The organism is Streptococcus parasanguinis, from assembly GCF_001069785.1.
GTDB lineage: Bacteria > Bacillota > Bacilli > Lactobacillales > Streptococcaceae > Streptococcus > Streptococcus parasanguinis_T.
In genome coordinates, this window is record NZ_JVSR01000070.1 from 1 (window position 1) to 25,686 (window position 25,686).

25 protein-coding genes and 1 pseudogene are annotated in these 25,686 nt (G+C 41.7%); 24 read left to right on the forward strand and 2 right to left on the reverse strand.

Annotated features, from left to right (window positions below; translation table 11 throughout):
- The first annotated feature begins 121 nt into the window (after window positions 1-121).
- The 9 genes from ADG03_RS05575 (at window position 122) to ADG03_RS05615 (ending at window position 8,616) form a co-directional block, all read left to right on the forward strand.
- Window positions 122-400 (forward strand): DUF2129 domain-containing protein, encoded by a 279-nt coding sequence (locus tag ADG03_RS05575; protein ID WP_003013098.1) that lies wholly within the window; start codon window positions 122-124, stop codon window positions 398-400.
- 108 nt (window positions 401-508) lie between these two features.
- The gene (locus ADG03_RS05580) at window positions 509-1,666 is read left to right on the forward strand and encodes an ABC transporter substrate-binding protein (RefSeq protein WP_049471819.1); all 1,158 of its coding nucleotides are present in this window, start codon (window positions 509-511) and stop codon (window positions 1,664-1,666) included.
- An 81-nt stretch (window positions 1,667-1,747) separates the two neighbouring features.
- Window positions 1,748-2,617, forward strand: coding sequence for a branched-chain amino acid ABC transporter permease (locus ADG03_RS05585; protein ID WP_021153669.1), 870 nt, complete (start codon window positions 1,748-1,750; stop codon window positions 2,615-2,617).
- A gap of 3 nt (window positions 2,618-2,620) precedes the next feature.
- Window positions 2,621-3,568, forward strand: coding sequence for a branched-chain amino acid ABC transporter permease (locus tag ADG03_RS05590; protein WP_003008278.1), 948 nt, complete (start codon window positions 2,621-2,623; stop codon window positions 3,566-3,568).
- Window positions 3,568-4,332: an ABC transporter ATP-binding protein gene (locus ADG03_RS05595; protein WP_049471818.1), complete on the forward strand. Its 765-nt coding sequence runs from the start codon at window positions 3,568-3,570 to the stop codon at window positions 4,330-4,332. The genes ADG03_RS05590 and ADG03_RS05595 overlap by 1 nt, the downstream gene beginning before the upstream one ends.
- Window positions 4,332-5,042: an ABC transporter ATP-binding protein gene (locus ADG03_RS05600; RefSeq protein ID WP_003005434.1), complete on the forward strand. Its 711-nt coding sequence runs from the start codon at window positions 4,332-4,334 to the stop codon at window positions 5,040-5,042. The genes ADG03_RS05595 and ADG03_RS05600 overlap by 1 nt, the downstream gene beginning before the upstream one ends.
- A gap of 448 nt (window positions 5,043-5,490) precedes the next feature.
- Window positions 5,491-6,357, forward strand: a complete 867-nt coding sequence (locus ADG03_RS05605; protein ID WP_045759742.1) for an Rgg/GadR/MutR family transcriptional regulator — start codon at window positions 5,491-5,493, stop codon at window positions 6,355-6,357.
- Between the two features lie 214 nt (window positions 6,358-6,571).
- Entirely contained in the window at window positions 6,572-7,810 is a 1,239-nt protein-coding gene (locus ADG03_RS05610) for an MFS transporter (protein ID WP_045759741.1), read from the forward strand.
- Between the two features lie 149 nt (window positions 7,811-7,959).
- Complete coding sequence (locus ADG03_RS05615) at window positions 7,960-8,616, forward strand: CBS domain-containing protein (RefSeq protein WP_003005183.1); 657 nt, start codon at window positions 7,960-7,962, stop codon at window positions 8,614-8,616.
- Window positions 8,617-9,008: 392 nt separating this feature from the next.
- Here ADG03_RS05615 and ADG03_RS05620 read toward each other — a convergent pair whose 3' ends face one another.
- Window positions 9,009-9,896, reverse strand: a complete 888-nt coding sequence (locus tag ADG03_RS05620; protein ID WP_049472086.1) for a YitT family protein — start codon at window positions 9,894-9,896, stop codon at window positions 9,009-9,011.
- 149 nt (window positions 9,897-10,045) lie between these two features.
- On the opposite strand from ADG03_RS05620, the gene tmk reads away from it, so the two are divergent.
- From tmk to ADG03_RS05660, 8 genes are all read left to right on the forward strand, one after another.
- The gene (gene tmk, locus ADG03_RS05625; RefSeq protein WP_049472085.1) at window positions 10,046-10,684 is read left to right on the forward strand and encodes a dTMP kinase; all 639 of its coding nucleotides are present in this window, start codon (window positions 10,046-10,048) and stop codon (window positions 10,682-10,684) included.
- Window positions 10,681-11,574 carry a DNA polymerase III subunit delta' gene (locus tag ADG03_RS05630; RefSeq protein ID WP_049472084.1) on the forward strand — a complete coding sequence of 298 codons (894 nt, stop codon included), beginning with the start codon at window positions 10,681-10,683 and terminating at the stop codon, window positions 11,572-11,574. The genes tmk and ADG03_RS05630 overlap by 4 nt, the downstream gene beginning before the upstream one ends.
- 9 nt (window positions 11,575-11,583) lie before the next feature.
- Window positions 11,584-11,904 (forward strand): DNA replication initiation control protein YabA, encoded by a 321-nt coding sequence (gene yabA, locus ADG03_RS05635; RefSeq protein WP_003005416.1) that lies wholly within the window; start codon window positions 11,584-11,586, stop codon window positions 11,902-11,904.
- 2 nt (window positions 11,905-11,906) lie between these two features.
- On the forward strand, window positions 11,907-12,764 hold the full coding sequence (rsmI, locus tag ADG03_RS05640; protein WP_003005580.1) for a 16S rRNA (cytidine(1402)-2'-O)-methyltransferase: 858 nt from the start codon (window positions 11,907-11,909) through the stop codon (window positions 12,762-12,764).
- A gap of 17 nt (window positions 12,765-12,781) precedes the next feature.
- The gene (locus ADG03_RS05645; protein WP_031576369.1) at window positions 12,782-13,363 is read left to right on the forward strand and encodes a GNAT family N-acetyltransferase; all 582 of its coding nucleotides are present in this window, start codon (window positions 12,782-12,784) and stop codon (window positions 13,361-13,363) included.
- On the forward strand, window positions 13,347-13,838 hold the full coding sequence (locus tag ADG03_RS05650) for a methylated-DNA--[protein]-cysteine S-methyltransferase (RefSeq protein ID WP_049472083.1): 492 nt from the start codon (window positions 13,347-13,349) through the stop codon (window positions 13,836-13,838). Before ADG03_RS05645 ends, ADG03_RS05650 begins: the two co-directional genes overlap by 17 nt.
- 5 nt (window positions 13,839-13,843) lie before the next feature.
- Entirely contained in the window at window positions 13,844-14,197 is a 354-nt protein-coding gene (locus ADG03_RS05655) for an arsenate reductase family protein (RefSeq protein WP_049472082.1), read from the forward strand.
- An 84-nt stretch (window positions 14,198-14,281) separates the two neighbouring features.
- Entirely contained in the window at window positions 14,282-15,823 is a 1,542-nt protein-coding gene (locus ADG03_RS05660; protein ID WP_049472081.1) for an ABC-F family ATP-binding cassette domain-containing protein, read from the forward strand.
- A 312-nt stretch (window positions 15,824-16,135) separates the two neighbouring features.
- On the opposite strand, the gene ADG03_RS05665 is transcribed toward ADG03_RS05660, so the two are convergent.
- Window positions 16,136-16,981: a peptidylprolyl isomerase gene (locus tag ADG03_RS05665; RefSeq protein ID WP_031576373.1), complete on the reverse strand. Its 846-nt coding sequence runs from the start codon at window positions 16,979-16,981 to the stop codon at window positions 16,136-16,138.
- 222 nt (window positions 16,982-17,203) lie between these two features.
- Here ADG03_RS05665 and ADG03_RS05670 point away from each other — a divergent pair, with 222 nt between their 5' ends.
- The 7 genes and pseudogenes from ADG03_RS05670 to ADG03_RS05700 all read left to right on the forward strand — a co-directional run bounded on the left by ADG03_RS05670 (window position 17,204) and on the right by ADG03_RS05700 (window position 25,642).
- Complete coding sequence (locus ADG03_RS05670) at window positions 17,204-18,175, forward strand: hypothetical protein (RefSeq protein ID WP_080976922.1); 972 nt, start codon at window positions 17,204-17,206, stop codon at window positions 18,173-18,175.
- Window positions 18,176-18,426: 251 nt separating this feature from the next.
- Window positions 18,427-19,191 (forward strand): hypothetical protein, encoded by a 765-nt coding sequence (locus ADG03_RS05675; protein ID WP_049472080.1) that lies wholly within the window; start codon window positions 18,427-18,429, stop codon window positions 19,189-19,191.
- 63 nt (window positions 19,192-19,254) lie between these two features.
- Complete coding sequence (locus ADG03_RS05680; protein ID WP_049472079.1) at window positions 19,255-19,758, forward strand: hypothetical protein; 504 nt, start codon at window positions 19,255-19,257, stop codon at window positions 19,756-19,758.
- A gap of 100 nt (window positions 19,759-19,858) precedes the next feature.
- Window positions 19,859-20,401, forward strand: coding sequence for a hypothetical protein (locus tag ADG03_RS05685; protein WP_049472078.1), 543 nt, complete (start codon window positions 19,859-19,861; stop codon window positions 20,399-20,401).
- 1,006 nt (window positions 20,402-21,407) lie between these two features.
- Window positions 21,408-22,862 (forward strand): annotated as a pseudogene (locus ADG03_RS12000) (DNA translocase FtsK); the annotation flags it as partial.
- Between the two features lie 66 nt (window positions 22,863-22,928).
- Entirely contained in the window at window positions 22,929-23,315 is a 387-nt protein-coding gene (gene gloA2, locus ADG03_RS05695) for an SMU1112c/YaeR family gloxylase I-like metalloprotein (RefSeq protein WP_049472077.1), read from the forward strand.
- An 8-nt stretch (window positions 23,316-23,323) separates the two neighbouring features.
- Complete coding sequence (locus tag ADG03_RS05700) at window positions 23,324-25,642, forward strand: HAD-IC family P-type ATPase (RefSeq protein ID WP_049472076.1); 2,319 nt, start codon at window positions 23,324-23,326, stop codon at window positions 25,640-25,642.
- The last annotated feature ends 44 nt before the right edge of the window (window positions 25,643-25,686 follow it).

The window sequence follows — 25,686 nt, forward strand, 5'->3', positions numbered from 1 at the left end:
CGAAATCGAATTCTAACGAATTACCGATTTCTGTCCCACTCTCTTTTTTTGCTCTTATAAAAGAGTAGTTCTTTTTCTTGAAATTTGATATACTAGTAACAGAACGAGAAAGGGATTGACCATGTTTGAGAAACAAGAAAGAACAGGCTTGATTGTTAAATTGTATTACAATCGAGACGGGAAAAAATTACAATCTGTCGGAGATGTCTTGTACCATTCTAAGAAATGCCGTTATGTCCAATTGTATGTGGACAGTGACAAGGCCGATCAAGTCATGGAAGACTTAAAGAAAGAACGTTATGTCAAAAAGGTCTTGCCTTGCCATCTCAAAGATTTAGATACAGATTTTGTGGGGAGTTTGCAACGATTGGAGACCCCATCTGTGGTCACAGAAGGTTAGAAAACGCAATCATTTGATGGATTGCGCTTTTTTTATTGACAATTGTCAGATAATTCGGTATATTCTTAATGTATTTATTTTAAGATTCATTTAAGGAGATCATTACAAATGAAGAAAAAATTTGCTCTTTCATTTTTAACCCTTGCAAGTGTCGCTCTTCTTGCTGCTTGTGGTGAAGTTTCTACTTCAGGTTCAAACACAACTGGTAACGAAATCGGCAAGGAACTAAAAGTCGGTTTTAACTTTGAAAAAACTGGTGAAGTAGCAGCCTACGGTAGCGCTGAACAAAAAGGTGCTCAATTAGCCGTTGATGAAATCAACGCTAAGGGTGGAGCTGACGGTAAGAAGATCGTTGTCACAGATAAAGATAACAAATCTGAAACAGCTGAAGCAGCTACTATTACAACAAACCTTGTGACCCAATCAAAAGTGAACGCTCTTGTAGGACCTGCAACTTCAGGTGCTACTGCAGCAGCGGTTGCCAACGCTGGTAAAGCAGGTGTTCCATTGGTCACACCATCTGCAACTCAAGATGATTTGACAAAAGGTCAAGATTACCTCTTCCGTGCAACCTTTATCGATAGCTTCCAAGGAAAAATCATTGCTAAATACACAACGGATAACTTGAAAGCGAAGAAAGTCGTTCTTTACTACGATAACTCATCTGACTATGCGAAAGGGATTGCTGAAGCCTTCAAGAAATCTTACAAAGGTGAAATCGTAGCAACGGAAACCTTCCAATCTAAGGATACAGACTTCCAAGCTGCCCTTACAAAAATCAAAGATAAAGACTTCGATGCGATTGTTCTTCCAGGTTACTACACAGAAACTGGTAAGATCGTAAACCAAGCGCGTGGTATGGGAATCAAACAACCAATCATTGGTGGTGATGGATTTAGCGATGCTAAGTTCGTTGAACAAGCAACACCTGCTGCAGCTACAGACATCTACTACGTAGCTGGATTCTCTACTGAAGGTGAAATGACTGATAAAGCCAAGAAATTCGTAGAAGCTTACAAAGCGAAATACAATGAAGAACCTTCAATGTTCGCAGCTTTGGCTTATGATTCAGTTTACATGGTTGCAGAAGCATCTAAAGGTGCTAAGAACTCTGTCGAATTGAAAGATAACCTTGCGAAGTTGAAAGACTTGGAAGGTGTGACTGGTACAATGTCAATTGACAAGAACCACAACCCGGTTAAATCAGCTCTTATGATTGGCTTGAAAGATGGTAAAGTCAAATCAGTTGAGTCTGTTAAACCATAATTATCATTTGTTGTTTGTACAAGAGGCTGGGAGAATGAAAATTCCTGGCCTCGCTCTTTATTGTTAGAAAGGATGGTTCAAATGCTCCAGCAATTAGTGAACGGTCTAATCTTGGGAAGTGTCTATGCACTCTTGGCCCTTGGTTATACCATGGTGTATGGAATTATCAAATTGATCAACTTTGCCCATGGGGATATCTACATGGTAGGTGCCTTTATGGGATATTTCTTATTGAACTCGTGGAAAGTGAACTTCTTTGTTGCTTTACTCCTAGCCATGGTTGGGACAGCTATTTTAGGGGTTGTAATTGAATACCTGGCTTATCGTCCACTTCGTCATTCGACTCGGATTGCAGCTTTGATCACAGCCATCGGGGTTTCTTTCTTGCTCGAATATGGGATGGTCTTCTTCGTCGGTGCCAATACCCGTTCCTTCCCGCAAGTGATTAAAACGGTTCGTTACAACTTCGGTCCTATTTCAATCTCCAATATTCAGTTGATGATCTTGGGAGTGTCTGTTTTCTTGATGGTCGCTCTTCAATTTATTATTCAAAAGACAAAGATGGGGAAAGCCATGCGGGCTGTATCTGTCGATAGTGATGCCGCTCAATTGATGGGGATTAACGTAAACCGTACGATCAGCTTTACCTTTGCTTTGGGATCAGCCTTGGCAGGTGCTGGTGGTGTCTTGATTGGTTTGTATTACAACTCGATCGAGCCTTTGATGGGGATGACACCAGGGATCAAAGCCTTTGTCGCAGCCGTTCTTGGAGGAATCGGAATCATTCCAGGTGCGGCCCTAGGTGGATTTGTTATCGGTTTGTTGGAAACCTTTGCTACAGCGATCGGTCTTTCAGACTTCCGTGACGCCATTGTGTATGCCATCTTGATTGTGATCTTGCTCATCCGTCCAGCAGGTATCCTCGGTAAAAATGTGAAAGAGAAGGTGTAAGCCATGAAACAAAATTTAAAAGTGAATTTAGTCTGGCTTGGTCTTTTGGTCGCAGGTTTTGCCTTGATCCAAGTCTTGGTTGCAGCGGGTGTGCTCAACCTCTTCTATATCCAAATTTTAGAACAAATCGGAATTAATATTATCCTTGCGGTTGGCTTGAACCTCATTGTTGGTTTCTCAGGTCAATTCTCACTCGGGCATGCCGGATTTATGGCGATTGGTGCCTACTCTGCAGCCATTCTCGGTTCCAAATCACCAACCTACGGGGCTTTCTTTGGTGCGATGGTTTTAGGTGCTTTGATTGCTGGTGTCGTTGCCTTGATCGTTGGGGTTCCAACCCTTCGTTTGAAAGGGGACTACCTCGCGATTGCGACACTTGGGGTTTCTGAAATCATCCGGATCTTGATCGTTAATGGTGGTACTCTAACAAATGGTGCTGCTGGGATCCTTGGTTTGCCAGCCTTTACAACTTGGCAATTGGTTTACCTCTTTGTCGTCATTACAACGATCTTTACGATTAACTTCTTACGCAGTCCAATTGGGCGCTCTACCCTTTCTGTCCGTGAAGATGAAATCGCAGCAGAATCTGTTGGGATCAATACGACCAAAGTCAAAGTCATCGCCTTTGTATTTGGTGCGATCACAGCGGCGATTGCTGGATCTCTCCAAGCTGGCTTTATCGGCTCTGTTGTTCCTAAAGATTACTCTTTCACCAATACCATTAATGTCTTGATCATTGTCGTGTTTGGTGGTTTGGGATCAATGTCAGGAACAGTTGTAGCAGCCATCGTCTTGGGTATCTTGAATATGGTGCTTCAAGACTTCTCAAGTGTACGTATGATCATTTACTCATTGGCTTTGATTCTCGTGATGATCTTCCGTCCAGGTGGTCTTCTTGGAACATGGGAATTCAGCTTGAAAAAACTACTCTCAAAAAAGGAGGCTAACTAATGGCACTTCTTGAAGTAAAAAATTTAACAAAAAACTTTGGTGGTTTGACAGCCGTTGGGGATGTGACCATGGAACTCAATGAAGGGGAATTGGTTGGGTTGATCGGACCCAACGGTGCCGGTAAAACAACCCTCTTCAACCTCCTAACAGGGGTATATGAACCAAGTGAAGGAACCATTACCTTAGATGCTCAGCTGCTAAATGGTAAAGCACCCTATAAAATCGCTGCAGGTGGTCTGGGACGGACTTTCCAAAATATTCGTCTCTTTAAAGATTTGAGCGTTTTGGACAATGTTTTGATTGCCTTTGCTAATCACCACAAACCACATGTCTTTGCGAGTCTTTTCCGCTTGCCAAGCTATTACAAGAATGAAGAAGCTTTGAAAGCGAAAGCCCTTGAATTGTTAGCGATTTTTGGTTTGGAAAAAGAAGCAGATACCTTGGCCAAAAACTTAGCTTACGGACAACAACGTCACTTGGAGATCGTTCGTGCCCTTGCGACAGAGCCAAAAATCCTCTTCTTGGATGAACCTGCTGCAGGGATGAACCCTCAAGAAACAGCAGAATTGACCCAATTGATCCGTCGCATTCAAAAAGAATTTAATATTACGATCATGCTGATCGAGCACGATATGAGCTTGGTCATGGAAGTAACAGAACGGATTTATGTATTGGAATATGGTCGCTTGATTGCCCATGGTACGCCAGATGAAATCAAGACCAACAAACGCGTAATCGAAGCCTATCTAGGAGGTGAAGCCTAATGTCTATGTTAAAAGTTGAAAATCTTTCTGTACACTATGGCATGATCCAGGCTGTCCGTGATGTCAGTTTCGAGGTAAACGAAGGGGAAGTTGTTTCTCTTATCGGTGCTAACGGTGCTGGGAAAACATCTATTCTTCGTACCATTTCAGGTTTGGTGCGTCCAAGTGCTGGAAAAATTGAGTTTTTGGGTCAGGAGATTCAAAAGGTTCCGGCTCAAAAGATTGTAGCAGCAGGACTCTCTCAAGTTCCAGAAGGCCGCCACGTCTTTCCAGGCTTAACTGTTATGGAAAACTTGGAGATGGGAGCTTTCTTGAAGAAAGATCGAGAAGAAAATCAAGCTAACTTGAAGAAAGTCTTCTCCCGTTTCCCACGTTTGGAAGAACGGAAGAACCAAGATGCAGCAACCCTATCTGGTGGGGAACAACAAATGCTAGCAATGGGTCGTGCACTTATGTCAACGCCAAAACTCTTGCTTCTGGATGAACCTTCTATGGGATTGGCTCCAATCTTTATCCAAGAAATCTTTGATATCATCCAAGATATCCAAAAACAAGGGACAACGGTTCTCTTGATCGAGCAAAATGCCAACAAGGCTCTTGCCATCGCAGACCGCGGTTATGTTTTGGAAACAGGGAAAGTCGTTCTTACCGGAACAGGAAAAGAACTCTTAGCCTCAGAAGAAGTCCGCAAGGCCTACCTTGGTGGATAAGATTTCTAAAGTTCACTAGAATATTAAAAAGAAAGGTCCTGAAGACCTTTCTTCGGATTGATGACAAAGATAATTTAGAAACTTTCCTTAGGTGAGTACGGACGTCAGCGAACTTCTACGAAGTTCCATGACTTAGTTTTGAGCCTAAGGTCTCAAAACTCCCGAGTGCTTGAAATAATCTTGTTTCAAGCACTTTTCTCACGGCGGAAAGTTTCTATATACTCCTAATGATTCAAAAATAGCATAATTTCTATTATGAAGAAACATTAATCTAATTTTATAGGAAAAACAGTTTGAATATGTTCGAAAGAAAGGTCCTGAAGGCCTTTCTTTTTTCATTTGTACTGGCTGAGATTTTTTCTTAGTAAAATAATTTAAAATATATAATTTCCTTTATTAATTTGGTAAAATAAACGTAATTACTAATGACTGAAATGGATAATAAGTTATGCATATAGATCGAAAAATTCAATTGGGTGAATTATATAAGGAACTAAGAATCGCCAGAGGCTTAAAACAAAAGGATGTTGCTAGAAAAGGATTAAGCATAGCACAATTGTCTAAATTTGAGAATGGGCAAACAATGTTAAGTGCTGATAAATTATTAATAGCGATAGAATCAATTCACATGACTTTTGAAGAGTTTGGCCATAAATTAAATAATTATGAATTACCTAAAGATATTATTTTAGGTAAGAAGATATCCACTTTATTTTTGAAACAGGATATTAAAGGATTAGAGTATCTATTAACCGAAGTATTACAGAGTGAAGAGACGGATCAATATCAAAGAATTCAGTCGTTTATTATTGAAAATGCGATTCATTCATTAGATCAAAACTATGAAATAAATATAGAAGATAGAAAAGTATTGGTAGATTATCTATTTTCAATTGAATCTTGGACATGGTTTGAATTATATGTATTTGGAAATACAATGACTTTAATTTCTGATGAAGATTTATTATTTTTTGGAGATCAGCTTGCGGAAAGGACTAAAGATTATAATTTTCTTAAACACAATTTAAGTTCTTTAAAATTAACGTACATAAATTTAATTGGCGAATTAATTTTAAGAAAAATTGATACTCAAGTTCCATTGTTTATACTCGAGCTAGAAAAGCTTCTTTTCCCATATGATATGCTAGAAATCATGTTGTTGAAATTTTTAAAATTAGTAAATGGTTACTTAAAGTCAAAAAATTCTAAAAAGGAAATTAAACAATTTATAGAGTCTCTTCGAGTTGTTGGTGATAGTCAACTGATTAATATTTTAGAGGTAAAATTGGACCAGTTTGGGATACATATAAATTAGGCAAAAGATCAGATGTATGAGATAGGATATTTCATATTTGAAACTCTGTTAAATATTTAAAATTTAGTAGTAAACTATATTTAGATATAACAATTAAATACTTCGATATTTCGTTAATTCATATAAAAGAAAAAGTAATTCTGAAAAACTTAAAAATATTTTTTTATTTGAATGAAGTTATGTATATCAAGTTTCTACTAGAAAGGTATAGCAGATGAAAGTTTTTTTAAGAAATATTTTTTTTAGGAATCTGGTCTTGTCTAGTTTCTTCGATGATTTAGGATCAACTATTTATAATCTTGTTTTTGTAGTTTTTGCAGCAAGTATGGCGAATAGTAAATTGGCGGTTGGTGTAGCAAGTTTTATACAATATATTCCAACGATTTGTGCTCTTTTTATTGCAATGCAGGCTGACAAAACAAAGAATAAGAAATTGTGGTTGCTATTATTAGGATATATACAAGCAGTATTATTTATTATGGTTGCGTTCTTATCGAAAGAAAATTCATGGCTAGTTTTCTCGATTGTATGTTTCATTAACATCCTATCAGATTGTATTGCAGAGTACAGAAGAGGCTTAGTATTACCCATGTTTCAGTCCCACATTCCCGAAGAAGAGCTGATGGAAGCGTACTCTTTTGATCAAGTAATTAGTCAAATAACTTTGATTTCTGGTCAAACTTTGGGAGTTTGGTTACTAACGATTTCTCATAATAATTTCTTCTTTTTAGCTACGATAAATGCTATAAGTTTCTTATTATCATCGATGGTATTGCTTAAAATCCAAAGACAATTGACACATCCAGAAGTTAATTATTCACCAGAAAATGGGTTTATCTCACAACTTAAGAACCTTTACAAAAATAGTAAAAGTATATTTAAATATCAAGAGAAAGTACGTTTTGGTCTAATGATTTTTTCAATTTTAGGATTAAATTCGTTAGGCAGTGCTATTTTAATAATGTACAATCTGAAATTTACAGAAATAACTCCTTTTGGTTTATCTTTTGCTCAGTCGGTATTTTTACTTCAAACAATATTATTTGTTTCAGCCCTAATTGGTGGAATGACCCCTAATGATTATTTTTCTAAACTATCACTTATTAAAATACTTCAAATAGATAGTGGATTATTAATAGTCATAGGAATATGTGGTTGGATAAATGGTTTGGAAATTATTTCCTTTAGTGTGTTGGCATTCATGATGTATCTTAGTAGTAAGGTAAATCCCAAATTAAATAGTCTCTTAATGGCAAAACTTCCACCGGATATTCTTGCACAAACTAGTAGTTTTTTTAAGGTTATATCAGTATTATCAATGCCAATAGCAACTATTTTATTTACAAGTTTATCTATGTGGAACTCTCAGTTTGCCTGGGGTATATTCTTATTATTATCCATTGTGGTATTTGTACTTTCCTTATCTTCTAATAAATCGGTTACTAGTGACTAAGATTAGTTTACAAGATTAAATGTTGCATAAAAAGGTACGTGTGTTTGATTTTTCTAAATTTTGAAAACAAGAGAAAACTGCTGAAAGCGTTTGAAATCATTCTTAAAATCAAGTATAATAAAACTAATAAAAGCATAGGAGAACTTGTTATGGCTGTTAAAGATTTTATGACACGTAAAGTGGTTTACATTAGTCCAGATACTACAATTGCCCACGCGGCAGATTTGATGCGCGAACAAGGTTTGCACCGTTTGCCAGTCATTGAAAATGATAAATTGGTTGGTTTGGTGACAGAAGGTACGATTGCAGAAGCAAGTCCATCTAAAGCAACAAGTTTGTCAATTTTCGAGATGAACTATCTGTTGAACAAGACCAAGGTCAAAGATGTCATGCTTCGCGATGTCATTACCGTCTCTAAATTTGCGAGCCTAGAAGATGCGACCTACCTCATGTATAAGAACAAGGTGGGAATTCTTCCAGTCGTGGACAATGACCAAGTATCCGGTGTCATCACAGACCGTGATATTTTCCGTGCCTTTCTTGAAGTATCCGGTTATGGAGAAGAAGGAGTTCGTGTTCGCTTTGTGACAGAAGATAAGGTTGGCGTTCTAGAACAAATCATTCACTTGATTGTAGAAGAGGGGTATAACATCGCCAATACAGTCAATATCCCAACCAAAGACGACCGTGTGGTTATCGAAGTTCAAATTGATGGGGTGACAGATCTAGAAGGAATCCGTAGTAAATTTGAAGCCAACGGTTTGAAAGTCGATGAAATCACTCGAACAACCGCAAAAGCAATTTAAAAAAATCAGGCTGGATGACAATCCAGTCTGATTTTTGTATAAGGTAACCTAATAAATTCTATAAAAATAATTATGATTTTATTAATCATGACGTGTATTCTAAGATTTTCTTCCGTGAGAAAAGAGCATGAAACATACTTGTTTCATGCTCTCGGAATTTTTGAGAGTAAAACAGTTTGGGGAACTGTTTTAGCCTGAGCTTAGAAATTAAAAAGCGAAGGGGCTCAAAACTAATTGAATACGGGTCGCGGATTGTATCTTGATTTAGTCATGGAACTTCCTGTATTGCTGAAATCATCCACTGGATAATTTCACCTGACGTCCGTACTCACCTAAGGAAAATCGTAAATAGAAAAACAAAGCTAGATGAGAATCTAGCCTTATTTTTTCTATTAACGATTAATGGGTTGTTTTTCTTTATCTAAAGTAAAGCCTTCGCCGAGAATTTCATGGGCTTCAGAAATGGTGATGAAGGCGAATGGATCAATCTGATTGATGATGTCTTTCATTTGTTTCATCTCATTCCGCGAAACGACACAGTAGACGATATCCAGGTCCTTGCGGCTGTAGTAGCCCATCCCGCGGATAAAGGTAATCCCGCGACCCAGGTCGTCAGATACTTTTTGGGCAATTTCTTCTGGTTTAGATGTGACGATAAGGAAGCCTTTTCCAGCAAAACCACCTTCTCCAATCAAGTCGATCACAAGGGTGTCAATCAGGATAAAGAAGAGGGTATACATAGCCGTACGGACATCTTGGAAGACAATGACCACAGTTGTCAGAACAATGGCATCTACAATCAACATGAGTTTTCCCATGGTGAGGGAAGTGTATTTGTTAAAGATGCGAGCGAGGATATCAGTTCCTCCCGTAGTTCCCCCAGCATTGAAGATGATCCCTAGACCTAAACCAAGGACAACCCCTGAGGCGATACAGGCAAGCAGAATATCTCCTTTAAAGGCTGTAAAGATAAAGTGATGGTAGTGGTGGCTGAGGGGCATGGCCTCAAAAATTGCCATCCATGCCGAAACCGAGAAAGTCCCAAGTAAGCTCAGGTAAAGAGATTTCTTGCCCAGCAGTTTCCAAGCCAGAACGAAGAGAGGGATATTGATCAGTAAGTTCATCAGGGATACGGGGATTTTTAAGAGGTAATAGGTGATCAAGGTAATCCCTGTCGCTCCTCCTTCATAGAAGTGAAAGGGAATGACCAAAAAATAGATCCCAAACGAAAAAATGCCGGCCCCCAAGATGATAGCCAGAATATCTTTAAATTTAAACATGATAGGTTGTCTCCTAAAACTTTATAAGATCATTGTAACAAAAAAGTGAAAAAATGAAAATGACTTTGAAAAATTTTCTCTCCTAAAATACAAGATTTTTACCCTTATTTTTGGTAAAATAAAAAGAAGAAAACTAGAAAGAGGATACTATGGTAAACGGTACATTAATTTCATTTGAAGGTCCAGAAGGAGCGGGAAAATCATCGGTCCTAGAAGCCGTTTTGCCTCTACTTGAAGAAAAAGGAATTCCTTTTATTACAACCCGTGAACCAGGCGGTGTAGACATTGCAGAAAAGATACGCCAAGTCATTTTAGATCCAGACCATACTAGTATGGATGCTAAGACCGAGTTGTTGCTTTATATTGCCAGTCGCCGGCAGCATTTGGTGGAACGTGTCTTACCGGCCCTTGCAGCTGGGAAAATCGTCTTGATGGACCGCTTTATTGATAGCTCGGTCGCTTATCAAGGGTATGGTCGCGGTCTGAGTGTGGAAGATATCGAGTGGCTCAATCAATTCGCGACAGATGGTCTTAAACCAGATCTCACCCTTTACTTTGATCTGGATGTCGAAGAAGGGCTCGCTCGAATTGCCAAAAACCAAGAGCGGGAAGTCAATCGTTTGGATTTGGAAGGATTGGAGCTTCACCAAAAAGTCAGACAAGGTTATTTGGCCTTGTATGAAAAGGAACCAGAGCGCATTGTGAAAATCGATGCCAGTCAATCCTTTGAGGCAGTCTTTGCGGATGTTTTGGCTGTTTTAGAAAATCGCTTGGGGATATTGAAATGAAGCTAGAAGAGATCCAACAGCTCCAGCCAGAATTGGTGGAGCGCTTCACCCAGATCTTAGAACACAAACAGCTCAGTCATGCTTATCTCTTTACGGGTTCTTTTGCCAGTTTTGAGATGGCCCTCTTGCTAGCTCAAAGTCAATTTTGCGAAGATTTGCAGGGAGTCTGGCCTTGTGGCAAATGCCGTTCCTGTCGCTTGATTGCTGAAGAAGAATTCTCAGACGTAAAGATCGTGCGTCCAGTCAACCAGATCATTAAGACCGACCGCATTCGCTCGCTCGTTCAAGACTTTTCTCAATCAGGATTTGAAGGAAGCCGGCAGGTCTTTATCGTCCAAGATGCGGATAAGATGCATACCAATGCGGCCAACTCTCTCTTAAAAGTTATGGAAGAACCCCAGAGTGAGATCTATCTCTTCTTGTTGACATCCGATGAAAACTTGATCTTACCGACCATCAAGAGTCGGGCCCAGCAGGTCCATTTTCCTAAAAAGCAAGCCTACCTAACCGAACTGCTAGAAAAAGAAGGCTTGATCAAATCACAGGCAAGTCTAGTAGCTCGTTTTAGTTTTAGTCTCGAAGAAGCAGAGCAGCAAAAAAAGAATGCTACGTTTTTTGAACTGGCAAAAGTTTGTGATCAATTCATCGAACGTTGTCAATCCAATTTGAATCGTGCTTATTTGGAAGTGACCCGCTTAGTGAGCCTAGCAGATGATAAGGAAAAACAAAGCCAGGCCTTTCGTTTGATGGAGTTGGCTTTAGAAGAGCAGTTGCGCTTGAGTAGATCCCAGCAGTTGCTTGAGAAATTGAGTCTTGCTCGCAGGATGTGGAAGGCCAATGTTTCTTTTCAAAATGCTCTAGAATATATGGTTTTGAGCTTAGAAAGTTAAGGAGTCAGAATGAATAAAAAAGAATTATTTGATGCTTTAGACGGCTTCTCTCAGAATTTGTTGGTCACCTTGGCTGAAGTCGAAGCCATCAAGAAAAATTTGAAACAAGTCATCGAAGAAAATACAGCTCTTCGCTTAGAAAATGATAAATTGAGAGAGCGTTTGGGGGAAGTGGAGAAGACTTCATCCGCAAAGTCACAACACCATGGTCGTGAAAATTTGCAACGTATTTACAACGATGGTTTTCATATCTGCACTTATTCCTATGGTCAACGCCGTGAGAACGATGAAGAGTGTATGTTTTGTGACGAGTTGTTATTTAGGGAGTAAGCATGCAGATCCAACGAAGTTTTAAAGGGGAAAAGAAAACTGGGGTGCTTTACTTGGTCCCAACACCGATCGGTAACCGGGAGGATATGAGTTACCGCATGGTCCAGACCCTAAAGGATGTGGACTTGATCGCAGCTGAGGATACTAGAAATACAGGCCTCTTGCTCAAGCATTTTGAGATTGCGACACCCCAGACTAGCTTTCATGAGCATAATGCCATGGAGAAAATTCCAGATCTGATCGCCCATTTAGAATCCGGAAAGGATGTGGCGCAAGTCTCAGATGCAGGACTTCCTAGTATTTCTGATCCTGGTCATGATTTGGTCAAGGCAGCGATTGAACGCGAGATTCCTGTCGTAGCTGTGCCTGGTCCTAGTGCAGGTATAACGGGTTTGATTGCCAGTGGCCTAGCCCCTCAACCTCATATTTTTTATGGATTTCTGCCTCGCAAAGAGGGGCAACAAAAGGCCTTTTTCCAAGAAAAAGTGGCCTATCCGGAGACACAGATCTTTTATGAGTCTCCCCATCGAGTGAAGGCAACCCTAGAGAATATGTTGGCTGTCTATGGGGATCGTCCTGTCGTATTGGTTCGTGAATTAACCAAGATCTATGAGGAATATACTCGCGGCAGTATTTCTGAGTTAGTCGCATTTCTTGAAGAAAATCCTCTCAAAGGGGAGTGCCTCTTGATTGTCGAAGGAGCCAAGGAAGAAGAGCTAGACCTAGAAGAGGTCGACTTGATCCAAGAGATCGATACCTTGGTCCAAGAGGGCATGAAGAAAAATCAAGCAATTAAACAGGTCGCCAAACAATACGGCCTGCAAAAGAGTGAGCTCTATGCTCGTTACCATCAAGACTAGGAAAGGTTGGAAGCAGGATGGAAATTAGAATGGCTTATCCCAATGAGATTAAGCGAATTATGGAAATCATCCAAGATGCCAAGGAAAGCCTGGCTCAAAGACAGGTCGACCAGTGGCAGGATGGCTATCCAGATGAAGAGATCATTTTTGAGGATATTCTAGAAAGTCGAGGCTATGTGGCGGTTGAAGATCAGGAAGTCGTCGCCTATGCAGCCGTCCACAAGGGAAATGAAGCGGCCTATAATGAGATTTATGATGGCAAGTGGGAGCATGACAACTATATGTATGTCACTTTTCACCGTGTCGCTGTAGCCAAAGAAGCTGCTGGCAAAGGGGTGGCTCAGACCTTCCTTCAAGGTTTAATCGAAGGAGAAAAAGGCCCAGATTTCCGTTGCGATACGCACCCGGATAATCTGGTCATGCAACATTTGCTTGAAAAATTGGGCTACCATTATTGTGGAAAGGTCCCTATTGATGGAGTCCGTCTGGCTTATCAAAAGATCAAACGAAAAGCAGAAACTAGTCTATTCCAAGTGGTCTCAGAAGAGGACCGCTGGGACCAAAGAGCGGAAGCAGCCTACAATGACTCTCTATCTTAAACAATTTTATGAAAGCCCTATGGGGCTTCTTTCGATCGTTGTCAGTGAAGAAGGCCTTGTTGAGCTTGATTTTTATGATCCGAAAGAAGAGGCGCCTGATCCCTATGGGGCGCTGGAACAGGTCCATCCCTACCATGAGAAGGTGAAGGAGTGGTTGGACCACTATTTTGCTGGGGATCCAATCGCTATCAGCTTTCCATTAGCACCGCAAGGGACAGCCTTTCAAGAGCGGGTGTGGCGGTTATTGCGAGAGATCCCATATGGTGAGACCAAGACCTATGGCCAGCTTGCCCAGGATCTTTCTTGTGGTTCAGCCCAAGCCGTAGGACAGGCTGTTGGACGCAATCCCTTGACGATCTTAGTCCCTTGCCACCGTGTGATGGGAAAAGATGGACAACTGACGGGCTATTCGTCTGGACTCGATCGCAAACGCTGGCTCTTACAACACGAAGGAATTACCTGGAAGGAGAAATAAAATCGATGTATACATTTATTGAATACCCAAAATGTTCGACTTGTCGAAAAGCTAAATCAGAATTGGACGGTCTCCAATGTGAGTTTCAGAGCCAAAATATTGTAACCGAAACACCGACTAGTCAAGAATTACAGGACTGGATAGCAGCGTCTGGCCTACCGATCAAATCTTTCTTTAATACCAGCGGGATGAAATACCGGGAACTCGGTTTGAAAGATAAGGTGGATCAACTGACAATAGAAGAAGCAGCGAATCTTTTGGCTAGCGACGGTATGCTGATCAAGCGCCCCCTACTTGTCAAAGACGGAAAAGTGGTTCAAGTAGGTTACCGGAAACCATACGCAGACTTAGATTTGTAAATGAAAAGGGAGTTGGGCTCCCTTTTCATTTTGCAGTGAAGATGATATAATCATACGAGTGAAATCAATGAAAGAGAGTCAAGCATGAGTATTTTAGAAGTGAAAAATTTGAGTCACGGTTTTGGGGACCGGGCGATTTTTGAGGATGTGTCTTTCCGTTTGTTAAAGGGAGAGCACATCGGTCTGGTCGGAGCCAATGGTGAGGGGAAATCGACCTTCATGAGCATCGTGACTGGTAAGATGCAACCTGACGAAGGAAAGGTGGAGTGGTCTAAGTATGTGACGGCAGGTTATTTGGACCAGCATTCGGTCTTAGAAGAAGGACAAACGGTTCGCGATGTTTTACGGACCGCTTTTGATGAGTTGTTCACAGCTGAAGCTCGCATCAATGACCTCTATATGGCCATGGCGGAAGAGGGAGCCGATGTCGATGCTTTGATGGAAGAAGTAGGAGAACTCCAAGAGCGTCTAGAAAGTCGTGATTTTTATACCTTGGATGCCAAGATCGATGAAGTGGCGCGTGCTCTTGGGGTTATGGACTTTGGGATGGATACGGATGTGACCTCCTTGTCAGGTGGGCAGCGGACCAAGGTCCTTTTGGCTAAATTGCTTCTTGAAAAACCAGATATCCTTCTCTTGGATGAGCCAACCAACTACTTGGATGCGGAGCATATCGATTGGCTTAAACGCTACTTGCAGAACTATGAAAATGCCTTTGTCCTCATTTCCCACGATATTCCTTTCTTGAATGATGTGATCAATATCGTCTACCATGTGGAAAATCAGCAGTTAAGCCGCTATTCCGGAGACTACTACCAATTCCTTGAAGTCTATGAAATGAAGAAATCGCAATTGGAAGCGGCTTATGAGCGTCAGCAAAAAGAGATTGCTGATTTGAAAGATTTCGTAGCCCGCAATAAGGCGCGTGTGGCTACACGGAATATGGCCATGTCTCGTCAGAAGAAGCTGGACAAGATGGAACTCATTGAGTTGCAAAGTGAGAAACCAAAGCCATCCTTTGAATTTAAAAATGCCCGGACTCCTGGTCGCTTTATCTTCCAGGCCAAGGATCTCCAGATTGGCTATGACCGTCCTTTGACCAAGCCTTTGAACCTAACCTTTGAACGCAATCAAAAGGTGGCCATCATCGGGGCTAACGGAATCGGGAAAACCACTCTCTTGAAGAGCTTGCTGGGAATCATCCCACCAATCGCTGGTGAAGTCGAGCGTGGAGATTACCTAGAGCTTGGCTACTTTGAGCAAGAAGTTGAAGGTGGCAATCGTCAGACACCGCTTGAGGCAGTCTGGAATGCCTTTCCGGCTCTGAACCAAGCAGAAGTTCGTGCAGCTCTTGCCCGCTGTGGCTTGACCACCAAGCATATCGAGAGCCAAATTCAGGTGTTATCCGGTGGGGAGCAAGCCAAGGTACGCTTCTGTCTCTTGATGAACCGTGAAAATAATGTCTTGGTACTAGACGAGCCGACCAACCACTTGGATGTGGATGCCAAAGAAGAATTGAAACGGGCTCTGAAAGAGTACAAGGGATCGATTCTCATGGTTTGCCACGAGCCAGACTTCTATGAAGGCTGGATGGACCAAATCTGGGACTTTAATGAATTGACGTAAAGACAAAAAGAGAAACTTGTCTCGCTTTTTAGAATGAAGAAATTTTGTTGTTTACATAAGGCGGCACAAGTAATTCAAAAAATCTAAATGATTCTATTTTTAAATTTAGTCAAGTAATGACCGAAACATTCCGCAGTGAGAAAAGTGCCTGAAACAGATTTGTTTCAGGCACACGGAATTATTGAGACCTTAGGCTCAATAATTAGTCATGGAACTTCGCAGAAGTTCGCTGACGTCCGTACTCACCTAAGGAAAGTTTCTAAGAAAAATTTACATTTGATAGAAAAAGAGAACCGTTTGGTTCTCTTTTCATTATTTCTTGAAATTATAGTCTTTTAAGATCTCGATTTTTTCAATCTTGATGTCTGTTTTTGGTTTGTCCTTATCATCAGTTTCGGCAGAGGCGATTTTATCGACCACATCCATGCCATCGATCACTTGGCCAAAGACAGTGTAGTTACCACCATCGAGGGTTGGATTTCCACCATTTTTATAAGCATCGATGATCTTAGCTGGGAAGCGGTCAGTTGGGAGTTTACTTGAAATATCATCCTTATTTTGGTTGATATAGAATTGACTACCATTGGTATTTGGACCAGAATTGGCCATGGCAAGGGCTCCACGAAGGTTGTAAAGGTATGGAGAATACTCATTCTCAAAACCAGTACCTGAATCTTTGGATTTGTCTTTGCCCTTCCAGATGGATTCGCCACCCGTACCGTCTCTTTTAGGATCCCCAGTTTGGATCATAAAGTTGTTAATAACACGGTGGAAAAGTAAGCCATTGTAGTAGCCTTCTTTTGCGTGGGTCAAGAAGTTTTCAACTGCAAGGGGCGCATATTTAGGGAAAAGCTTCACAGTGATATCGCCTTCAGTCGTAGTGATTTTAACCTCCGCTTCGTCTTCAGCCACATCAGTTGAGAGTTGTGGGAAGACGGCATTTTCATTGGTCATGGCATCGTTAAAATCTTTGCGCAGTTGTTCTAATTTCTTTTGTTCTTCTTCGATTTTCTTTTGATCTTTTTCACTAGAGCTAGAAGTTGCTGTCTGCTCTGTTTTTTCTTTGCTTGAGCTTGAAGAGTTAGCGTCAGTCTTATTAGACGAACAAGCTGTCAAAGCCAAGCCGGAAAATAATAGTAGTGCGATTAATTTTTTCATATTCTTCCTTTCCAACATAGTTGTCTTTCTCTATTGTACCTTAATTTTACGATACTTTCAAATCTGGACGGGATTCTCTATTTTCTGAGGTTGTTTCAAGATTGATAACATTTGATAAATCACTAATTAAGAAGGATCTTGCGTAGAGATGGAAAATTCGGTATGATGGAAAGTGCTTTTAGAGTTGTGAAATAGATTTTTTAAAGAGGAAGAATGTCATAAATGAAACAACTACGTAAATTTTATATTTACTCGAGAAGTTCACTGTATTTTTTGATCTTTTTGGCAGTGTCGATGCTCATCGCTGTCATCCAATTACTGATTGAAGATAATTTTTTTGAAAACCTAACAGCCTTATTGCCTGCTTGTTTTCTTCTAGTGACAGTTGGCTGGATTATTTTTTCATCGATGGGAAGAATAGAGATTAGGAACTCAGAAATAGTGGTCGATCGCAATTTCAAGCGCTATCGCCTAGACCCATTCACCATTGTGGTCCGTTTGGGAGAAAAGAATACGTCTCGAGGAATCACCAATTATCCAATTTATGTGGAAGGAAAAGTCATAGGCAATGGGACTTCTGATCGTTCAGTTACACTTAAATTCCTTGGTACCAAACGGAAAAATAAGGAATTACTGAAGTATTACCAAGAGCATCTTCAAGCTCAGGTAGAGGTAGAAGCAAATAAAGCTTTTGAGCAGGAAACTACGGAAGTGGATTTTGAACAGATTGTGTTAGCGTCGAAGGATCGACAACAATTCCCTTTACGCGATTTGGTCGAATTCGGAGCAGATCAAGGGAATCTCAAAAAAACAGTATTTTATTACCCTGAGGAGAATAAGCTCTATGTCGGAAAAAGTGTTCCATTTCCCATTATTTTTACTCCAAGTAGCATCCTTTTTTATGGCATTTATCTGTTAACGGATCGAGTATCCTTTCATGGACTCATCCCACTAGTGCTATCGTTTGGATTGATGCTTGTCATCGCTATATGGCAATTGAAACACAGAAGGCAGAAGTATACAGTGAATGTCATTCCTTATGAAATACCTGAGCATTATTTTCAAGTACAGAAGTCGAATGGATTGAAAACCTATTTGCTGATTCTTGTTTTTGGACTCATCACTTTAGGATTATCCCTCTTATATCTTGCCTTCGGAAGCTTTCTGTTATTGTTTATAAGTTTTTTGATGTAGTATCTCTTTGTTGTGTTAACATTATCTGGCCAATTCAAGAAAACACACTATTTAAGAATTTTGGAAAAGAAATAGTTTCCTTAATTCTTTAGCATTCGTCACCCGTGAGGGTGATTTCTTTTTTGACTAAATCACTAATTAAGAAGGAAGTTGCGTAGAGATGGAAAATTCGGTATGATGGGAGATATGTTAATTTGTTTGAAAATGAACGAATTCTCTCAAAAACCGTATCATGAATAGGAGGCTACAAATTGGATTATAAAACTCTACGCAAAAACTATAGACTCTATATTAGATCTGCAGGCTTGTTAGCAATGCTTCTGATCTTTTGCATTGGATTAGTGGTCAGGGATACTCTTCTTCAGACTGCTGGCGTTTTATTGGTTATTGCATGCTTGATTTTATTCATCCAATTGCTCAAGAAAAGCTACACCAACAAGTGCAACACCTTGCTCCATGTAGACTTAGATTTAGCTTTTTGGCAGCAATACCTTCAGTTGAACAAGAATGTGAAAAAAGCTATTTCACAGATAGATATTAAGCTAACATCGGTCGCCTATTCTTTTATGATGGGAGATTTTGATATTGTCATAAAGGAAGCTAGGGAAGCACTCAGTCAGAAGGATTGTCCGCAGAAATATAAGAACTTTTTTGAGAGTTATCTTATTCGTTCGATCGTGCTGACAAATCCTGATTTGACTAGAGAAGAGCTAGAGGCTCAGTTTAATGAATTGACTATCACAGACCCGACACTGGCTGAGAAAACAAGAAAGGTCTGTCTTGCCCTTTATGATTTAACCATTGCGCACCAAAGTAATGACTATTTCGAAGATTTAAGCAATGATTTCAAGTACCAGCAGTTGGAAATTATCTACTACCAAGCCTTGAATGCTACTCTTAAAGGCGATCAGCACAGAGCCAATGATCTCTTTCGCAAGTTAGTCTCAGAAGATGAGTCGCTCTATATCGTTCGAAAGGCTAAGCAATACTTGAAGGATGAAGGCAGTCATCTGTAAATCCTCCAATCAAAATAGAGATTAATTGAAAGAGCCTGAACAAACACAAGGAGTTATTAAAAAATGGATAAGAATTTTAAGGAGATGTCGTTTGATGAATTGAAATGTTACCGCAGAGAAGGTTTATGGAGATCTTTGGGCTTATTACTGGTCATTATTTTGGTGATTACGGGCATGGTCCTGATGGAAGTGAACCATGTTTCTCCATCGAAGCAGAATCGTTTTCGAGTTATTGGCTTGACAACGGTCATTGCGCTCTTTGGCTACCTGATGCCTCTGATGGCAGCTAATCGTGTCATGCGAGACCACCCGGATTGGGTCAAGAAATCGGGGATTCGAGCGAAAATTCCCTTACCGATGGCTTGGCATGTCAAGAGACTTTGCGTCATTGGAGCGAGTTTATTGGTAATTGGAGTAGGATTTGCTTCGCTATACAAACCACAAGTCCAACAGACAAATTTACAAGATCAAATCGATATCATTCAAACGGATCATGACTTAGAAAGCGAACAAAAAGTCGACCAAGTTCTTGATACTATCACACCGAATGATAAAAAATCTAAGTAAGATCCATTTTACATTAGGTACATGTCATCAGGAAGCTTTCATGATCGACAGGTTCTTTTTATTTTGTTATGAGACAATCAATGATAGATTGGAGAGACTTATGACGACTGTTTTAGATGTAATGGAAAAATTTTACGCTGATCACGAGGTGAAACCCTATATTTCGCCTGAGAGAGATTTAGTAGCTTGGTTGTTGGATCCAAAGCCTGTTTCTAAACGAAACATGGAGTTGCTCCAAGATGGCTTGCTTGCGGGGGATATCATTCTCTTGTGGCGGATCCATTTTGGAACATTTACGACGGAGACTTGGTTTCCCAAGTACTTCGAATACACTTATGGGATTCATGCGCCGGAACATTTGAAGGTTTTGGTAGATAAGGGGTATGCCTATATCGAATCCGCTTTTGATTCGCTGGACCATATCAATGCGACCATGAAAAAAGCCATTCTTAAAAAGATGGGAGTCGCGGGCTTGTCCAAAATGAAAGCAACCGATTTGAACCAAGCTTTGGCTGACCATTTTACGGAGGAAGAACTGGCGGAGCAGTTCACAATTCGGGGTTATCAGTTGACGGACAAAGGAAAGCAAGCGCTGAAAGACTATCAAGCCATCATTGACCGTCACCCCAAGAAAAATCTATAAGTAACAGTACCCACTCGGTGCTGTTTTTTACTTTATTCTGAAAAATTGAGGAAATGATTTTACTAGAGAACTGGCTTAGAAATGTGATATAATAAAGGTTATGGCAAACAATAATCAATCAAAAAAAACACGGTCGACGAGACGACTGTCCAAAGCAGAATTAGAAAGAAAAAAAGCAATTCATCGCATGATTGCGACCATTCTCATTAGTCTGGTCTTAATTTTTGCGGCCTTGAAATTGGGAGCAGTAGGGGTCTTGGCCTACAACTTGATCCGACTGTTTGTTGGGAGTTTGGCTTATTTGGCTATTTTAGCGACCTTTTTCTACCTCTATGCCTTTAAATGGCTGGACAAACACGAAGGGGTTATTTCAGGATTCCTAAGCTTCTTTGCTGGACTTCTCTTGATGTTTCAGGCCTTCTTTTTATCCTCCCTTCATTTAGACAATAATGGGATCAAGGTCACCTTTTCAAGAATCATGGCAGACCTGATTCATCTGCGAGTGGAGAGCTTTGCCGGTGGTGGTATGATCGGTGCCCTTCTTTATGCTCCGATTTCCTTCCTCTTTTCAAATATTGGCTCTTATTTTATTGGCCTTCTCTTTATCGGATTGGGGATCCTCTTGATGAGTCCTTACTCCATCTATGATTTGTTTGAAAAGGGATCGGAAACCTTCCACGCTTCTATGGAAAAACGTAAAGAACGTCGCGAGCAGAAATTCCTTGAAAAGGAAGCGAGAGCTGCTGAGGAAGCTGCTGCAGCTGAAAGAGAGCAAGAAGAAGCAAGTGCAGTTCTTCCAACTCCCCTTTCAATGGAAGGGCATCCTGTAGACCCTGAAACAGGAGAGGTGTTGGCGGAAGAGCCGTTCACAGAGTCCTTCCCAGAAGCCGAAATTTTCGCACCAGCAACACCAGAGATCTACCTGCCAGATGAAGAATGGCCTGAAGAGCCTGAAGCATACGAAGAGCTTCCGGAAGCTGAAGAATTCGAGGACGATGGGGAAGAAGTTCAAGTGGACTTCACGCCTAAGGAACTCCTTCAGTACAAACTCCCAACGATTGATCTCTTTGCGCCTGATAAACCCAAAAATCAATCCAAAGAGAAAAACATCGTTCGCCAGAATATCCGCATTCTGGAAGAAACCTTTGCAAGCTTTAACATCAAGGCGACAGTGGAGCGGGCTGAGATCGGTCCTTCTGTTACCAAGTATGAGGTCAAGCCGGCTGTCGGTGTGCGGGTCAACCGCATCTCCAATCTAGCAGATGATTTGGCCCTAGCCTTAGCAGCTAAGGATGTGCGGATCGAAGCACCGATTCCAGGGAAGTCTCTGGTCGGGATTGAAGTGCCCAACTCAGAGATTGCGACCGTTTCCTTCCGTGAATTGTGGGAGCAGTCCAAAACAGACCCTGCCAAACTCCTTGAGATTCCTCTTGGGAAGGCTGTAGATGGCTCAGCTCGGACCTTTGATTTGGCCCGGATGCCCCACCTCTTGGTCGCGGGTTCAACCGGTTCTGGTAAGTCGGTTGCGGTCAATGGCATCATTTCGAGTATCTTGATGAAGGCCCGTCCAGACGAAGTCAAATTTATGATGGTCGATCCTAAGATGGTGGAACTTTCTGTTTACAATGATATTCCACATCTCTTGATTCCAGTGGTGACCAATCCACGCAAGGCTAGTCGGGCCCTGCAGAAGGTCGTTGATGAGATGGAAAATCGCTATGAGCTCTTCTCGAAAGTGGGCGCTCGGAATATTGCTGGCTTTAATGCCAAGGTGGCTGAGTACAATGCCCAGTCTGAGATGAAGCAAGTACCACTTCCATTGATTGTGGTCATTGTCGATGAGTTGGCAGACTTGATGATGGTTGCAAGTAAAGAAGTGGAAGATGCCATTATTCGCCTTGGACAAAAGGCGCGTGCAGCCGGGATCCACATGATCCTTGCGACTCAGCGGCCATCAGTTGACGTTATCTCAGGTTTGATCAAGGCCAATGTACCTTCCCGTGTCGCTTTTGCGGTATCATCTGGAACCGACTCACGGACCATCTTGGATGAAAATGGGGCAGAGAAATTGCTTGGTCGCGGAGACATGCTCTTTAAACCGATCGATGAAAACCACCCGATTCGTCTGCAAGGATCCTTTATCTCAGATGACGATGTGGAGCGGATTGTCAACTTTGTTAAGGAGCAGGCAGAAGCCGATTATGATGATGCCTTTGATCCAGGCGAAGTATCCGAATCGGACTTTGACGGAGGCATGGGTGGCTCTGATGAAGGGGATCCTCTCTTTGAAGAGGCCAAGGCGCTCGTGGTTGAAACTCAAAAAGCCAGTGCTTCGATGATTCAGCGCCGCTTGTCCGTTGGCTTTAACCGAGCGACTCGCCTCATGGAAGAGTTGGAAGCAGCGGGTGTGATTGGACCTGCTGAAGGAACCAAGCCTCGGAAAGTATTGCAACAATCATAAGGATAGGGAAAAAGGACGCTTGTCCCACTCCCTTTTCTTTTTATAGAAAATAGAAAGTAGGACCAGATGAAGTTAGACATGATTCATCATATTGCCATCATTGGACGGGATCGCGATGCCATGTTGCATTTCTATGTGGACCAGTTGGGCTTTGCGATTGTCAGTGAATATGACCGTCCTGAACGCGGAGATATCTTGATCAATCTCCGTCAGGGCCAGCTGACTTTAGAACTCTTTATCAAACCGACGGCCCCAGAACGGCCTAAGCTTCCCTTGCCCGAGCATGCGGGACTGCGTCATCTAGCCTTTAAAGTGGAAGATGTAGAGGTGTATCTAGCTAGATTGGATCAGCTAGGTATTGAGAACACAGGCCTTCGCTATGATGACTTTGATGGTAAGAAAATGGCATTTTTCTTCGATCCAGAAGGATTGCCCTTGGAAATACATGAGTGAGGAAAGCAATGGATAGATTAGAAGGACTCAGTCAGGAAGAAGTAGCGAAAAAGATCCAAGAGGGCAAGCAAAATAAGGTCACAATCAAGACAGAAAAAAGCCTAGGACAGATCATTCGAGATAATGTCTTTACCTACTTTAATCTGATATTTTTGATTTTGGCTATTTTGCTGGTAGCAGTGAAGTCTTGGAACAATCTCTTGTTTGTCCCGATTGTCGTGGTCAACTCCTTAGTTGGTATTGTGCAGGAAGTCCGCTCTAGACGGATCTTGCGTCAGATGCAATTTCTACACATGAGTGAGGCGATCGCTCTTCGCGAAGGCAAAGAAGTCGCTCTACCTATCGATCAGCTGGTGGAGGGTGATCTCGTTCGCTTTCAAGCTGGAGACCAGATCTATGCGGATGGGGTCTTGCTGGAGGGCGAGCTAAAAGTCGATGAATCGCAATTGACAGGTGAAGCCGATGAGGTCAAAAAAGGAGCGCAAGATGCGCTCATGTCAGGTAGCTTTGTGATTGCTGGTCAAGGACTGGCACGATTGGAAAAAGTGGGGAATGACTCCTACATCAACCAATTGAGCTTGGAAGCCAAGCAGGTCAGGTCCCATGAGGAATCTGATATGGTTCATGCGGTTAACCGCATCGTAGGGATCATTGGTCTCCTTATCATTCCGCTAGGTTCCCTCCTTTTTCTTCGGAGCTATGTTAGCCTAGGCGATAGCCTTAAGCTAAGTGTGACTTCAACAGTCGGAGCCTTGATCGGGATGATTCCAGAAGGTTTGTACCTCTTGATGACCTTGGCGCTGGCTCTTGGTGCTGTCAGATTGGCCAAGGAAAAGGTCCTGCTCAATAGCATGAAGGGAATTGAGACCTTATCGCGCGTGGATGTCCTTTGTGTCGATAAGACAGGGACCATTACAGAGCCAGGTATGGAAGTGACAGAGATTCGTCCAGTTAAAGATGCTCAAGACTTGGAAGCTCTAGCTCAGTATGTCAAGGCTAGTATGGATCAAAACGATACCATGGATGCCATCCGAAAATTTCATAAGACACCAGTCAGCCAGCCTTGGAAGGCTAAAGACATTCAGCCCTTTACGTCTAAGAAAAAGTATGGAGCCATTGCCTTTGAATCTGGGATCTATGTATTAGGCGCACCAGAATTTGTTTTACGAGAGGGCTTCTCTGAGGTTGAAGAGGAGATAGCTCCTGCTACTCAGGCAGGCAATCGGGTCTTGGCCTTTGGGAAATATCGGGGAGAACAACTGGGAGAGACTTTAGAGGCTCCTGTAGACTTGGTAGCCTGGATTATTCTCTCCAATCCTTTGAGAAAAAATGCCAAAGAAACCTTCGCCTACTTTAAACAACAAGGAGTGACCATTAAGGTTATCTCAGGGGACAACCCTGCTACAGTCTCAGCTATTGCACAAAAAGCAGGCATTGGAGGAGCAGAAGATCTAATCGATGCCAGAACCTTACTGACGGAAGAAGATTTGCACCAGGCGGCGAGCCAATATACGGTCTTTGGTCGGGTGACACCAGAGCAAAAGAAAAGCCTTGTTGAAGGCTTGCAGGCAAAGGGGCATAAAGTCGCTATGACTGGAGATGGCGTCAACGATATTCTGGCCCTCAAAACAGCGGATTGTAGTATTGCGATGGAATCTGGAAACGATGCGACCAAGAAGATGGCGCAAGTGGTCTTACTGGATTCTGACTTTGGGAAGATGCCGTCCATCGTGGCAGAAGGGCGGCGGGTGGTCAATAATATTCAACGATCAGCCAGTCTCTTTTTGATCAAGAATATCTTTTCCATTTTGTTGGCTATCTCAGTGACGCTCTTAGCCTTTACCTATCCCATCATGCCGTCGCAGATGTCTTTGATCAGTGGTTTTACGATTGGGATTCCAGGATTCTTCCTAGCGCTTGAGCCCAATAGCGAGCGCATCAAAGGGCGCTTTATCGAAACGGTCTTTAAAAATGCGCTACCTGCTGCCTTGACGGATTTTATACTGATCTTTAGTTTGGTTTTGCTCTCTTCAGCATTTGGCATGAGGTCGGAAGAGCTCTCAAGTGCAGCCATCTGCTTGATGGCCTTCGTCGGCTTTACCATCATCTATCAAGAATCCCAGCCTCTCAATCACTACAAGAGACTGGTTCTTCTAGGAAATATCCTAGCCTTCCTGGTTTCAAGTAGTATCCTAGGTAGATTCTTTAACATGAGCCCCTTGAGGCTTCAAACGCTGGTTATTTGTGCCATCATGGCCGTTCTTGCTCTCGTCTTGATTCAAGTCTTCAAGAAACTAGTGGGCTGGTTCTTTCATCGGAAGAAATAAAAAAGAGAGTGGGACAGAAATCGGTAATTCGTTAGAATTCGATT

Bases quoted from the DNA above. Each gene is read 5' to 3' on its own strand.
- ADG03_RS05575 (WP_003013098.1), top strand. From the start codon at position 122: ATGTTTGAGAAACAAGAAAGAACAGGCTTGATTGTTAAATTGTATTAC.
- ADG03_RS05580 (WP_049471819.1), top strand. From the start codon at position 509: ATGAAGAAAAAATTTGCTCTTTCATTTTTAACCCTTGCAAGTGTCGCT.
- ADG03_RS05585 (WP_021153669.1), top strand. From the start codon at position 1,748: ATGCTCCAGCAATTAGTGAACGGTCTAATCTTGGGAAGTGTCTATGCA.
- ADG03_RS05590 (WP_003008278.1), top strand. From the start codon at position 2,621: ATGAAACAAAATTTAAAAGTGAATTTAGTCTGGCTTGGTCTTTTGGTC.
- ADG03_RS05595 (WP_049471818.1), top strand. From the start codon at position 3,568: ATGGCACTTCTTGAAGTAAAAAATTTAACAAAAAACTTTGGTGGTTTG.
- ADG03_RS05600 (WP_003005434.1), top strand. From the start codon at position 4,332: ATGTCTATGTTAAAAGTTGAAAATCTTTCTGTACACTATGGCATGATC.
- ADG03_RS05605 (WP_045759742.1), top strand. From the start codon at position 5,491: ATGCATATAGATCGAAAAATTCAATTGGGTGAATTATATAAGGAACTA.
- ADG03_RS05610 (WP_045759741.1), top strand. From the start codon at position 6,572: ATGAAAGTTTTTTTAAGAAATATTTTTTTTAGGAATCTGGTCTTGTCT.
- ADG03_RS05615 (WP_003005183.1), top strand. From the start codon at position 7,960: ATGGCTGTTAAAGATTTTATGACACGTAAAGTGGTTTACATTAGTCCA.
- ADG03_RS05620 (WP_049472086.1), bottom strand. From the start codon at position 9,896: ATGTTTAAATTTAAAGATATTCTGGCTATCATCTTGGGGGCCGGCATT.
- tmk (WP_049472085.1), top strand. From the start codon at position 10,046: ATGGTAAACGGTACATTAATTTCATTTGAAGGTCCAGAAGGAGCGGGA.
- ADG03_RS05630 (WP_049472084.1), top strand. From the start codon at position 10,681: ATGAAGCTAGAAGAGATCCAACAGCTCCAGCCAGAATTGGTGGAGCGC.
- yabA (WP_003005416.1), top strand. From the start codon at position 11,584: ATGAATAAAAAAGAATTATTTGATGCTTTAGACGGCTTCTCTCAGAAT.
- rsmI (WP_003005580.1), top strand. From the start codon at position 11,907: ATGCAGATCCAACGAAGTTTTAAAGGGGAAAAGAAAACTGGGGTGCTT.
- ADG03_RS05645 (WP_031576369.1), top strand. From the start codon at position 12,782: ATGGAAATTAGAATGGCTTATCCCAATGAGATTAAGCGAATTATGGAA.
- ADG03_RS05650 (WP_049472083.1), top strand. From the start codon at position 13,347: ATGACTCTCTATCTTAAACAATTTTATGAAAGCCCTATGGGGCTTCTT.
- ADG03_RS05655 (WP_049472082.1), top strand. From the start codon at position 13,844: ATGTATACATTTATTGAATACCCAAAATGTTCGACTTGTCGAAAAGCT.
- ADG03_RS05660 (WP_049472081.1), top strand. From the start codon at position 14,282: ATGAGTATTTTAGAAGTGAAAAATTTGAGTCACGGTTTTGGGGACCGG.
- ADG03_RS05665 (WP_031576373.1), bottom strand. From the start codon at position 16,981: ATGAAAAAATTAATCGCACTACTATTATTTTCCGGCTTGGCTTTGACA.
- ADG03_RS05670 (WP_080976922.1), top strand. From the start codon at position 17,204: ATGAAACAACTACGTAAATTTTATATTTACTCGAGAAGTTCACTGTAT.
- ADG03_RS05680 (WP_049472079.1), top strand. From the start codon at position 19,255: ATGGATAAGAATTTTAAGGAGATGTCGTTTGATGAATTGAAATGTTAC.
- ADG03_RS05685 (WP_049472078.1), top strand. From the start codon at position 19,859: ATGACGACTGTTTTAGATGTAATGGAAAAATTTTACGCTGATCACGAG.
- gloA2 (WP_049472077.1), top strand. From the start codon at position 22,929: ATGAAGTTAGACATGATTCATCATATTGCCATCATTGGACGGGATCGC.
- ADG03_RS05700 (WP_049472076.1), top strand. From the start codon at position 23,324: ATGGATAGATTAGAAGGACTCAGTCAGGAAGAAGTAGCGAAAAAGATC.